The organism is Vibrio sp. 397 (genome assembly GCF_033339395.1).
Taxonomy (GTDB): Bacteria; Pseudomonadota; Gammaproteobacteria; order Enterobacterales; family Vibrionaceae; genus Vibrio; species Vibrio alginolyticus.
The window spans coordinates 1-12861 of sequence record NZ_JAWOUN010000031.1 but is presented as its reverse complement, the minus strand read 5'-3'; the positions used below and the strand labels follow the sequence as shown (position 1 = coordinate 12861).

The following is a 12861-nucleotide window of genomic DNA, read 5'->3' as shown; positions in this document are numbered from 1 at the left end:
CTGTTATACCTAATGCTGATTACGATTCTTTCGAGTCGGGTTTCGGTGGCTCTTGAGCTTCTGGCTCTTTATCCTGCTTCTCCGGCTCATTATCTTCTTCATCGTCATCGCGGCTTTCGATTACGCCGTGCATTTCTTTCCAGCTTTCCCAGCGTTGGTAAGCCAGCTCCTGCATGTCAGTGCTTTTATCTGCTTCGTCGATGATCTCCTCGCCTACGAGGTGTTCAAAAATATCTTCCAACGTTACCAAACCTAGCACGGTACCGTATTCATCAACAACAAGTGCCAGCTGTAAGCGATGAGTCATCATCTGGTCGAATACTTTAGGTAAAGTAGTATTGTTTAGCACCACTTGAATTGGGCGCATGATTGCTCCCAACTGTTTTTGTCCACAACCTGATTGTTGTAGTTTGAACAACTCAAGGCGATGCACAAAACCAATAATGTTATCTTTCTGTTCGCTGTAAACCAATGGGCGTGAGAAAGGCGTATCTTTGTGTTTTTCTAGGAACTCATTGATGGTCATTGTGGCATCGACACGGAATACTACTGGTCGTGGCGTCATAACCTGCGTTACGGGTACATCTTGGATGCCAAGCAAGTTGCTTAAGATTTTTGATTCACCCTCGGCAAATTCACCGCTTTCACGTGCCAGAATCGCCATTGCAGACAGCTCATCACGCATCTTCGGAGCTTCGTGGTTACGAGCAAGACGCTTGGTGATTTGCTCTGAGAACCAAACAAAGGGTGTAAGCGCCCATACCATCCAACGCAATGCGACCGCGGCAGTGGGTGCCAACTGACGCCAGTAGGTCGCGCCAATCGTCTTCGGTACGATTTCTGAAAGCACTAAGATCGCCAATGTCAGCACTGCCGAAAAGATACCTAATGCTTCGCTACCAAATACAACCGCAGCTTGTGCACCAGCAGTGGCAGCGCCGATAGTGTGAGCGATGGTGTTTAAAGTCAGAATAGATGCCAGTGGTCGGTCGATATCTGATTTCAGCTTAGCCAATTGCCCAGCTGCGGGATGCCCCTGTTGATTGAGCTGCGCAATGTAGCTCGGACTGATACTCAGCAGTACCGCCTCCAGCACCGAACAGATAAACGAAATGCCGATTGCAATAGAGATATAAATGGATAACAGCAGCATAGTTGCCCTTGAATGTAGTTTGATAGTGGTTATTTGCAGCTATTATAACCGCAAAAGTGACTTATAAATTGGTCCAAATACCTTGGAAAGCAAGGGTTTTCAGGGGGTATGTGGTAACAAATTGTGAGTTATTACTCATATTATGGCTAAAAGTACGTCAGAAAATCGAAAGATCGCTTACAAACCTTTGCCAGATGGGGCATTTATGTTTTAGAGTGAGACGAATTCGATAACCTATGAGAAGGGAAACCTAATGAACAAGACCCAATTAATCGACTTTATCGCAGAGAAAGCAGACCTATCAAAAGCACAAGCAAAAGCTGCTCTTGAAGCGACTCTTGATGGTGTAACTGGCGCACTTAAAGAGGGTGACCAAGTTCAACTAATTGGTTTTGGTACATTCAAAGTAAACCACCGCGCTGCACGTACTGGTCGTAACCCTAAGACTGGTGACGAGATTCAAATCGCAGCAGCTAACGTACCAGCATTCGTAGCAGGTAAAGCGCTGAAAGAATCAGTAAACTAAGTTAGAATGCACCGAGGTATCCTGCCTCGGTGCAATTTCATGAAAAAACATCTACTCACTTCACTTCTCCTATCTAGCCTTACCCTTTTTGGCTGTTCGTCGGTTGAAACTCCTAATTTAGAACAATTCACGCATTTTTCTGGTGGTAAAGTTGCGGGAGATGCTAGCAGCTTGTACTGGATGACAGAGAAACTCACTCGTGTGAGTACGGCGGCTGATTATGTGACTATGGGGGACAATGGTTGGTTCCAGAGTGATTATCGCTGGGATGAAGGTGAGTTGCGAGAGTTGATTCGAAAAGGCGAGCAAGTTGATACCAAACAAGAGTTGGTGCCTTTTCAAATCCACATCCGTTTCAATAAAGATGGCGAAGCGGTTTACCAACAATATCGTGTTAACCGTAAAGTCTTACCACTTCAGCATGACCAATTAGAGCGCTACAAAGCAGAAGCGAATGACGTAGTGGCATCGGTTAAGGCGCAGTCTCGTAACAATCAGAGCCTTATTCAAGGTTATTGGAATGGTCAATCGTTTGAAACCTGCAAAGGTAAGGTGTTCTCGACACTCGAGTTTAATCAGACGCTGCCAAAATTTATTATCGAGCGTCTCTCATCGGTAGACAGTTATGTGGCTTTTGTCGGCAAGCAGTCACGAAACAAAGCAATGGTCGATGAATTGTTGATGCTCAATGACGATGACTTTGATTGTGTTTCTCGGCCAACGTTGATCTCTGAATAAACATTGCTTCGAACTCTCTCGAACAAGAACAATAAAAAAGGCGCTGAGTGCGCCTTTTGTTTTTTAGCCAACTTATGTTGTTTTTATTTTTCTTGCTCACGTGCAATTGCACGGTAGCCGATGTCGTTGCGATGGAACATGCCATCCCAACGGATCTGTTTTGCAAGCTCGTAAGCACGCTGCTGCGCTTCTGATACGCTGTTGCCAAGTGCGGTTGCACAAAGAACACGACCACCGTTTGTCACGATGTCGCCATCTTTGTTATCTGTACCAGCATGGAAGACTTTTTCGCCTTCAATTTCAACTTGTGGCAGACCCGAAATAACGTCGCCTTTGTTGTACGCTGCTGGGTAACCACCGGCTGCTAGCACGATACCAATCGATGCTCGTGGATCCCACTTCGATTCCGCTTGATCTAGCTTCTCGTCGATTGCCGCTAGGCACAGATCAACAAGATCCGATTCCATGCGCATCATGATAGGTTGTGTCTCTGGATCACCGAAGCGGCAGTTGTACTCGATCACTTTCGGAGTGCCGTCTTTGTCGATCATCAGACCCGCGTATAGGAAACCAGTGTAAGGGTTACCTTCAGCAGCCATGCCGCGTACTGTTGGGTAAATCACTTCTTCCATGATGCGGTTGTGGATTTCCTGTGTTACCACTGGAGCTGGAGAGTATGCTCCCATGCCACCGGTGTTAGGACCCGTATCTTTGTCGCCTACGCGTTTGTGGTCTTGGCTGGTGGCCATTGGCAGAACGTTCTCACCATCCACCATCACGATGAAGCTTGCTTCTTCACCATCTAGGAATTCTTCGATAACGACACGACTACCAGCATCACCAAATGCGTTGCCTGCTAGCATGTCTTTGATTGCGTCTTCGGCTTCTTCTAGCGTCATTGCCACAATCACGCCTTTACCAGCCGCAAGGCCGTCGGCTTTCACCACGATCGGTGCACCTTGCTCACGCACGTAAGCAAGCGCTGGTTCAATTTCTGTGAAGTTTGCGTATGCACCGGTTGGGATTTGGTGACGAGCAAGGAAGTCTTTAGTAAACGCTTTAGAGCCTTCAAGCTGCGCTGCGGCTTGGGTAGGACCAAAGATTGGTAAGCCCGCTTCGCGGAACGCATCCACCACACCAATAACCAGCGGTGCTTCTGGGCCAACGATAGTCAGTTCAATCGCCTTCTCTTTGGCGAAAGCAACAAGGCCAGCGATGTCTTCTACATCGATGTTTACGTTCTCTAGTTTTGGCTCTAGTGCTGTACCTGCGTTGCCTGGTGCAACGAAGATAGTCTCAACATTTGGGTTTTGCGCTGCTTTCCAGCCTAGCGCATGTTCACGACCGCCTGAACCAATGATTAAAACTCGCATATGAAAATCCTTAATCTTATAAATACCGTTTGCTCAAACTCAGATATTTCGCAAAGACCTGAGTATGGCCTCTCTAATTCAGTGGGACGAGGACAAGGCGACAAGTGAACTTATTCCTATGAGCATAGTATGCTATGTGATTAGGATAAGTGAACGCCGTCAACGCAGTTATCGTCCCAGTGAAGACGAGAGGATTAGTGGCGGAAGTGACGCATACCGGTAAAGATCATCGCCATGCCGTGTTCGTCTGCTGCTGCAATAACTTCGTCATCACGCATAGAACCACCTGGTTGGATAACACACTTGATGCCCGCTTCTGCAGCCGCGTCGATACCGTCACGGAATGGGAAGAATGCATCTGATGCCATTACACAACCTTCAACCTGTAGACCTTCGTCTGCAGCTTTGATGCCTGCGATTTTCGCAGAGTAAACGCGGCTCATTTGGCCAGCACCTACACCGATAGTCATGTCGCTTTTCGAGTAAACGATCGCGTTAGATTTCACGTATTTCGCTACTTTCCAGCAGAACAGTGCATCTTTTAGCTCTTCTTCTGTTGGCTGGCGCTTAGAAACCACTTTTAGGTCGTCTAGGCTTACCATGCCTTGGTCGCGGTCTTGAACCAGTAGACCGCCATTCACGCGTTTCACGTCAAAGCCAGTTGTCTTCGTTGTCCATTCGCCACACTCAAGTAGACGTACGTTCTTCTTCGCGGCAACCACTTCAATCGCTTCAGCAGAAACAGAAGGTGCGATGATCACTTCAACGAATTGACGCTCAACAATAGCGGTTGCTGTTTCAGCATCCAGTTCTTGGTTGAATGCAATGATGCCGCCGAATGCAGATGTTGGGTCAGTTTGGTAAGCACGGTTGTACGCTTCTAGGATGTCTTTACCTAGAGCAACACCGCATGGGTTTGCGTGTTTTACGATTACACATGCTGGCTCGTTGAACTCTTTCACACATTCAAGCGCTGCGTCCGTGTCTGCGATGTTGTTGTAAGAAAGGGCTTTACCTTGGATTTGGCGAGCAGTAGAAACGGATGCTTCTTGTTGGTTTGCTTCAACGTAGAATGCGGCTGCTTGGTGGCTGTTCTCACCGTAGCGCATGTCTTGCTTCTTCTCGAACTGTTGGTTGAACGTACGAGGGAATTTGCTCTCTTCATCACCGTCTTTGTTCTCACCGTAAGATGGAACCATAGTGCCGAAGTAGTTTGCGATCATGCCGTCGTAAGATGCTGTGTGCTCGAATGCTGCGATAGCTAGGTCGAAACGAGTTTCGAGAGTGAGAGATTTGTCGTTTGCGTCCATCTCTGTAATTACGCGGCCGTAATCACCTGCATTAACAACGATAGTCACGTCTTTGTGGTTTTTCGCTGCAGAACGAACCATTGTTGGGCCGCCGATATCGATGTTTTCAACAGCGTCGGCTAGTGTACAGCCTTCTTTGGCAACGGTTTCTGCGAATGGGTATAGGTTTACGACAACCATATCGATAGGGTTGATGCCGTGCTTTTCCATCACGTCATCATCTTGGCCACGACGACCAAGCACACCACCGTGAACTTTTGGGTGAAGCGTTTTAACGCGGCCGTCCATCATTTCTGGGAAACCAGTGTAGTCAGAGACTTCGGTTACGGCGATGCCTTGTTCGGCAAGTAGGCGAGCTGTACCACCAGTAGATAGGATATCGACACCGCGCTCAGCAAGAGCTTGCGCAAACTCAACAATACCTGTTTTGTCTGATACGCTGATAAGCGCACGGCGAATAGGACGAGCGTTATTCATGCTTCCATTTTCCTCAAATTCACGGAGTTAAAGATGTTTGCCAAAAATGAACTTGTTTTTACCTCTTGGGGTAAAATATTGGCCAGTTTTGGTAAAGACCTTTGCAGGGTGTTTTCTGGTTAGAAAACAGTCTCCACATTTGATGGCGCGTATTCTAACCAATTTATTACAAAAAAGCTCGCGCAATCGTTTGGCATCTCAAAAATAATTGCAAAAAAGTCGTTCTTTAGCTTTAAAAGTAACGAGATAGTTAATAGGGAAAGTTATGTTTCAGATAGGTGAACTGGCAAAACGTTGTGGTGTGACTGCCGATACATTGCGTTTCTACGAGAAAAACGCGCTAATAAAACCCGCAGGGCGAAGCGAATCAGGCTACCGCTTGTATGATGAAGAGAATCAAAAGCAGGTGCACTTTATCCTCAAAGGTAAAGATCTTGGCTTGAGTCTGGATGAAATTAAAGACCTGTTAGAAATTAAGTTAGAAGCGACAGAACACAGCTGTGCAGAGGTAAAAGCCATTACTTCTGCTAAGTTAGAGCTGATTGATGGGAAAATTAACGAGCTGACGAAAATTCGCCGAGCGTTAAAGAAGATTAATGATGCTTGTTGTGGTCATACAGACGATGACGCCACACATTGCTCTATCCTCGCAGCACTTGAGTAGTCTCATTCTTGCATCACTTAACTTAAGTTTGCATTTTTGGCGACTTGCTTTTCTAGGTACACGCTGCTTTCCCACCTATAATCTTGCCTTTAGTTACTTGTAGGAATCGACCATTGTCTGATTCCTAGCGTAACGCTGTCTGTAGATACGAGAGTTTTCATACATGGTTGGAGTCTATTTTCAAATCAATGACTGGGTTTTGAGCGTTGATGAAAATAAGCTGTATCGACAAGATAGGGAAGTTACTGTTGAGCCACGCTTAATTAATCTTTTGCACTTCTTAGCGGAGCATGCGAATGAGGTGTTCAACCGCGAGGAATTGATTCAGTACGTTTGGGCTGGAGCGATTGTGACCGATCAAGTGGTGACTCAATCCATCTTTGAGTTGCGTAAGCTACTACGTGACGGTCGAGAGGAAAATACCAACTACGTTATCACGGTGCCCAAGCGTGGCTATAAGCTGGTAGCGAACGTGGTTACTATGACGCATGAAGAGTTTGTCACAAGTCGGCAAAATGAAGAGATCCCACCTTCGGTTGAAGAATCGGAAGAGGATTGTCTACCTATAGCACCAGCCGTTACCTTTCCTGCCGGTCCTCTAACTCGCGCGGTCTGCGAGATGTCAAAAGAGAAAAAAGCACCTCAGAGCAAAAACAAAATCAGTCCTTGGCGATTGGGAATTATGAACTTCATCTGGATCAGTATGTTGGTCGTAGTGATGGGCGTGTTTACCTACAAGCAATCGGAAGTGCGTATTACCCAAGCCATCGATACCCATCTGATTGAGTTCAAGTTTCAAGATAATTTTACGAATGAAGGATTAAGCTACGATTTGGCAGACGGATTCGCCCAAAAGTTGATGTCCGACATTGCTCAAGTCAGTGATTACCGAGTTATGCTAAAGAAGGCGTCGTTTACTTCTGGCATTGTGCCTGGTAAATCGGTCGTGGTGAGAGTTCGTGAGAACGACGGTGGCAGCTTTTTAGAGGTGGAATATCGCAATAACTCATCTGAAAAAGTGTTGTTTAGTCGTCAATACGCGTTAACCAGTAGTCATTTAAAGACAGTGCTTCAACAAGCGTCGTTGGATTTGATGCAAGTGCTGAAAGTGTCGGATGCCAAATTGAAATCTACGATGCTGGTGGCGGGAATGCCAATGAATCCCGACGCGTTGGAGTTGTTTGTTCAGGCTAACCATTACCTTAATGTCTCTGATACTAAACAATTCCGCCAAGGTATCGACTTGATGGAAAATATTTTAGAAATCGAGCCGGATAATGCTTACGTTCAAGCTGAGTTGTTGATTGCTTACCATGTACAAAAGGCACTTGATTTCTCACAGGAGTTGAAGAAAGGGCGAATGCAGCAGCTCAGTGAAGCACTAGAGACTAATGTGAAAATGATGGTGGGGCCAATTCAACCGCGAATTTATGAAGCTTTAGCACTGCACGAAACCATCATTGGTGACATGGCGTTAGCCAAGCGGCATCTCGGACAGGCATTGAGGTTACGTGATTCAGTGCTTTCCTATGTGATTCGCGGTAAGCACGCCGAATTGGATGGTGATCTGGATTTAGCCAGTGAGTCTTACAGTGAAGCTTTCTATATTGATACGTCGGTTGAGACGTACCTGCTGTGCGAAAACTTGGTCTTCCCAAGTAACATGAAGGCGATTGATTACGCCATGTATCGCGCCGTTCACCCTTCTGTCGTTCGAATGCTTTAATTCTCTCGGACTCAACGTCAGTCTAATGCTAGCCCCTCATTTCGGTGAGGGGCTTTTTTGTCGCTGTCGAAAAGTGAAAAGGGTGAGGCGGTGGGGCAATGACTTACGAAGGAGCTAACAGCGCAAGCTTGCAACGGAAATACATACCCGCTTTGCTTCTCTATCTCTATCTCTATCTCTATCTCTATCTCTATCTCTATCTCTATTGATTGTATGAAGTGTCTGGCTGAGTTATGTGGCGAGAATGATTTTGATGCTTTCTTGCAGGCGAGATGAATATTGATGTGGGTCAAAAAGCGCGATCAGGGAGAGATTTATGGAATCAACACTTCAGGGAATTAACCCTTCGGGATGGGGAAGTTGATAGAGGTTGATAACTTTTATCGCGATGACCAACGAGTTGATGAGAGTTTATCTATCGGTAGAAGGTTTGATGTTTTTCTTATAACTAAATGAATAATATGGTTTTATATTTTTGTGTTTATCATGTTTACCTCAACTTGATGTTGATTAACTAATCATTTTATTGATAACCCCAAGTTTATTTTTTTCCCAGTTTTTGGGCGTAGTCTTCACTTCGAAATTTAGCGAGGTCGAGCAGGTTTTTCCTCATAGCATCTCGCTAATAACCATTCAGTTTGAGTCATGTTGACTCGAGTAGAATAGATTTGGAGATGTTATGTCATCGAATGCGAAAAAAATCGGCCTTATTGCCTGTACGGGTGTCGTAGCCGGTAACATGATGGGTAGTGGTATTGCACTATTACCTTCTAGTCTTGCCTCTGTAGGCTCTGTTTCAATCTTCAGTTGGCTGATCTGTTTGGTCGGTGCACTGAGTCTGGCGTTTGTTTACGCTCGTCTGGCAACCAAAAACCCACAAGAAGGTGGTCCTATCGCTTATGCTGGCGAAGTGTCTCCGGTATTTGGTTTCCAAACGGGCGTTCTTTATTACCACGCGAACTGGATTGGTAACCTGGCTATTGCCATTACAGGTGTTTCTTACCTTTCAGTATTCTTCCCTGTGCTTAATCACCCAATCCCAGCAGGTATTGCGACGATTGCATCGGTATGGATCTTCACTTTCGTCAACCTACTTGGTGGTAGCTGGGTAAGCCGTCTATGTACGCTTGGTCTAGTTCTTATCCTTATCCCTGTTGTTGGTACAGCTGCATTTGGTTGGACACACTTCGACACTGCGCTTTACAGCCAAAACTGGAACGTATCAGCAGGCACTGACAGCCACGCAGTAGTAACTGCGGTTCTTATCTGTCTATGGTCATTCGTAGGTGTGGAATCAGCAGCGGTATCGACTGGTATGGTAGAAAACCCTAAACGTACCGTACCACTAGCAACTATGTTGGGTACTGGTATCGCAGGTGTGATTTACATCCTATCAACTCAAATGATCAGCGGCATGTTCCCTGCGTCAGAAGTTGCAGCATCAGGTGCGCCATTTGCATTGGCAACCACTGAGCTATTCGGTAGCTGGACTGCACCATTCGTATCAGCATTCACAGCACTAGCATGTTTCACTTCGCTAGGTTCTTGGATGATGCTGGTGGGCGAGGCTGGTAAACGTGCCGCGAGCGATGGCAACTTCCCTAAAATCTACGGCGAAACTGACAAAAACGGTGTGCCTAAGAAAGGTCTAATCCTTGCGTCAATCAAGATGACTGCACTGATGGTTGTACTGATGTTCTTCAGCTCTAAAACAGCACACGCATCAGACCTATTCAACCAGCTAACAACTGACGCAGTTCTACTAACTATGCTGCCTTACTTCTACTCAAGCATTAACTTGATTCGCTTCGAAGGTATGACAACACGCAACGGCTTCGTAATGCTGTTCTCTGGTGTGGCTTGTCTGTTCTGCTTCATCGCACTAGCAGGTGCAGAGGGCGGTACGCTAACAGCAACCTTCATCGTGTCTCTAGTTATCTTGATGTTCTACAGCAAAAAAGCAGGTCTTGCTCAGTACGTGAAAATGCACGCTGACGACATGCCTGCCCAAGCAAGCAACTAATCCCCAAAATGCTGGCACTAAGGTGCCAGCCCATAAAACCCAAATTCACGCGGCGCTCACTTTACTCATTGCCTGTAAATGGCAAAGAGCGCCCTCATTCGCCTTGGAGATGTCCAAATGAATATATTCGCTATCTTGAACCACATGGGTGTGTTCTTTAAAGAAGAGCCAGTTCGTCAACTTCACGCTGCTCTTGAGAAAGCGGGCTACGAAGTGGTTTACCCAGTAGATGATAAAGACTTGATCAAAATGATTGAGATGAACCCTCGCATTTGCGGTGTGCTGTTCGACTGGGATAAATACTCACTAGAGCTATGTGAACGTATCAGCCAAATCAACGAAAAACTGCCTGTTCACGCATTTGCTAACGAACAGTCTACTCTAGACATTTCACTAACAGACCTACGTCTAAACGTGAGCTTCTTCGAGTACGCTTTAGGTATGGCTGACGACATCGCTATCAAAATCAACCAAGCGACTGAGGCATACAAAGATGCCATCATGCCTCCATTCACTAAAGCGCTATTCAAATACGTAGAAGAAGGTAAATACACCTTCTGTACTCCAGGTCACATGGGCGGTACTGCATTCCAGAAAAGCCCTGCTGGTAGCATCTTCTACGATTTTTACGGTCCAAACACATTCAAAGCGGACGTATCAATCTCAATGCCTGAGCTAGGTTCTCTGCTCGACCACTCAGGTCCACATAAAGATGCAGAAGAATACATCGCACGTACATTCAATGCCGACAGCTCGTACATCGTAACTAACGGTACGTCTACATCGAACAAAATCGTTGGTATGTACTCAGCACCTGCTGGCAGCACAGTACTGATTGACCGTAACTGTCACAAATCTCTGACTCACCTAATGATGATGAGCGACGTGACACCAATCTACTTCCGCCCAACTCGTAACGCATATGGCATCCTTGGTGGCATTCCACAAAGCGAATTCAGCCGCGATGTCATTGCAGAGAAAGTGGCGAAAACACCAGGTGCAACAGCACCAACTTACGCAGTAGTGACTAACTCAACTTACGATGGCTTGTTGTACAACACACAATTCATCAAAGAGTCGCTAGATTGTAAACACATCCACTTCGACAGTGCTTGGGTGCCTTACACTAACTTCAACCCAATTTACGAAGGTAAATGTGGTATGAGTGGTGAAGCGATGCCAGGCAAAGTGTTCTACGAAACACAATCAACACACAAACTGTTGGCAGCGTTCTCACAAGCTTCAATGATTCACGTGAAAGGTGACTTTGATAAAGAATCTTTCAATGAAGCATTCATGATGCACACTTCAACTTCACCTCAGTACGGCATTGTTGCTTCTACTGAAACTGCAGCGGCAATGATGCGCGGCAACACTGGTAAAAAGTTGATGCAAGACTCTATCGATCGCGCAATCCGCTTCCGTAAAGAGATCAAACGTCTAGAAGCAGAAAGCGACAGCTGGTTCTTCGATGTATGGCAACCAGAAAACATCGATACCACAGAATGTTGGAAACTAGATCCTAGCGACACATGGCATGGCTTCAAGAACATGGATGACAACCACATGTATCTTGATCCAATCAAAGTAACGCTACTGACTCCTGGGATGAATAAAGAAGGCGAACTAGAAGAATCAGGTATTCCTGCTTCGCTGGTGGCTAAATTCCTAGACGAGCGCGGCATCGTGGTAGAGAAAACAGGTCCATACAACTTGTTGTTCCTATTCTCAATCGGTATCGACAAATCAAAAGCAATGCAATTGCTACGCGGTCTAACTGAATTTAAACGTGGCTACGACTTGAACCTAACCATCAAGAGCTTCCTACCTTCGCTCTACAACGAAGACCCAAGCTTCTATGAAGGCATGCGCGTTCAAGAACTAGCACAAGCAATTCACGACCTAACTAAGAAATACAACCTACCAGAGCTAATGTATAAAGCGTTCGATGTTCTTCCAGAAATGAAAGTAACACCACACGCAGCATGGCAAGAAGAGCTTCGCGGTAACGTAGAAGAAATTAAACTGGAAGAAATGGTTGGTCGCGTAAGTGCGAACATGATCCTTCCTTACCCTCCAGGTGTGCCACTAGTACTTCCTGGTGAAATGGTGACTCAAGAGTCTCGCCCAGTGCTGGACTTCCTAGAGATGCTTTGTGAGATCGGTGCGCATTACCCTGGTTTCGAAACCGACATCCACGGTCTGTACCAACAAAAAGATGGTAGCTACACCGTAAAAGTATTGAAGAACTAAGTTCCTCTCGAAGATGACGCCATTGGGAATGCAAGCATGCTCCACTCTTACGAGCTCAATGTGTCATCGAACAACCACGACATTTAGATATACCCCTAGCTAATCTGTCGTAAAAGAGAAGGGCAAGGATGCTCTGATCTTTTCTTCTATATAGAAGAAGCAATTTCCAAGACTTCACCTGAAGTACCCCAAGTAAAAAGCAAAGACCAAAGAGCAGTTCGTCATCGTTCTGCTCTTTTTTTATCTTTTATACAGCAGGACGAAGAGAAAAAGCGCGTTGAGTGAAGATCATTTGCTTCAATTGCATCAAATTTGAAGATCGTAATTCAGGTAGAAACGCCCTTTTTCTTGAGGAAAGATCCTTTTAAATGAGAGAAAATAGCCAAGATCGCTTGGTATATACACAAAGTGATTGCTATTTGTTCGGTTGAAAGTTTTTTTGCAAAAAACGCTTGTACTAATTTCTCAACTCCCTATACTGCGCATCCACCGACACGGAGTGAGACGAAAGTCACACAGCGAGTCGGAATTGAGAGAAAAGAAATTTGAAAAAAATGCTTGACTCTCTCACGGTGTGAAGTAAGATACGCACCCCTAACGACGAGCAACTAAGTTGCT

General features: G+C 45.7%; 9 protein-coding genes. 6 read left to right on the top strand and 3 right to left on the bottom strand.

The features are described from left to right. Nucleotides 1-19 precede the first annotated feature (19 nt). Nucleotides 20-1153, bottom strand: a complete 1134-nt coding sequence (locus tag R7P36_RS24035; protein ID WP_005382522.1) for a hemolysin family protein — start codon at nt 1151-1153, stop codon at nt 20-22. 253 nt (nt 1154-1406) lie between these two features. Here R7P36_RS24035 and hupA point away from each other — a divergent pair, with 253 nt between their 5' ends. Both hupA and R7P36_RS24025 read left to right on the top strand, forming a co-directional pair. Next, nucleotides 1407-1679, top strand: coding sequence for a nucleoid-associated protein HU-alpha (hupA, locus tag R7P36_RS24030; RefSeq protein ID WP_005382524.1), 273 nt, complete (start codon nt 1407-1409; stop codon nt 1677-1679). 39 nt (nt 1680-1718) lie between these two features. Continuing rightward, nucleotides 1719-2417: a DUF1481 domain-containing protein gene (locus tag R7P36_RS24025; protein ID WP_025768990.1), complete on the top strand. Its 699-nt coding sequence runs from the start codon at nt 1719-1721 to the stop codon at nt 2415-2417. 83 nt (nt 2418-2500) lie between these two features. Here the strand turns inward: R7P36_RS24025 and purD are convergent, their stop codons facing one another. Then, a complete protein-coding gene (gene purD, locus R7P36_RS24020) occupies nt 2501-3790 on the bottom strand; it encodes a phosphoribosylamine--glycine ligase (RefSeq protein WP_054730264.1) in 1290 nt (429 codons plus the stop codon). Between the two features lie 194 nt (nt 3791-3984). Then, on the bottom strand, nt 3985-5577 hold the full coding sequence (purH, locus tag R7P36_RS24015) for a bifunctional phosphoribosylaminoimidazolecarboxamide formyltransferase/IMP cyclohydrolase (RefSeq protein ID WP_017635551.1): 1593 nt from the start codon (nt 5575-5577) through the stop codon (nt 3985-3987). Between the two features lie 265 nt (nt 5578-5842). Between purH and zntR the strand changes: the two genes are divergently transcribed. The 4 genes from zntR to R7P36_RS23995 all read left to right on the top strand — a co-directional run bounded on the left by zntR (nt 5843) and on the right by R7P36_RS23995 (nt 12243). After that, nucleotides 5843-6241, top strand: a complete 399-nt coding sequence (gene zntR / locus R7P36_RS24010) for a Zn(2+)-responsive transcriptional regulator (RefSeq protein ID WP_005382529.1) — start codon at nt 5843-5845, stop codon at nt 6239-6241. A 163-nt stretch (nt 6242-6404) separates the two neighbouring features. After that, a complete protein-coding gene (gene cadC / locus R7P36_RS24005) occupies nt 6405-7967 on the top strand; it encodes a lysine decarboxylation/transport transcriptional activator CadC (RefSeq protein ID WP_005382530.1) in 1563 nt (520 codons plus the stop codon). A 679-nt stretch (nt 7968-8646) separates the two neighbouring features. Then, on the top strand, nt 8647-9990 hold the full coding sequence (gene cadB / locus R7P36_RS24000) for a cadaverine/lysine antiporter (protein ID WP_213900118.1): 1344 nt from the start codon (nt 8647-8649) through the stop codon (nt 9988-9990). 117 nt (nt 9991-10107) lie between these two features. Next, a complete protein-coding gene (locus tag R7P36_RS23995; RefSeq protein ID WP_005451159.1) occupies nt 10108-12243 on the top strand; it encodes a lysine decarboxylase CadA in 2136 nt (711 codons plus the stop codon). The last annotated feature ends 618 nt before the right edge of the window (nt 12244-12861 follow it).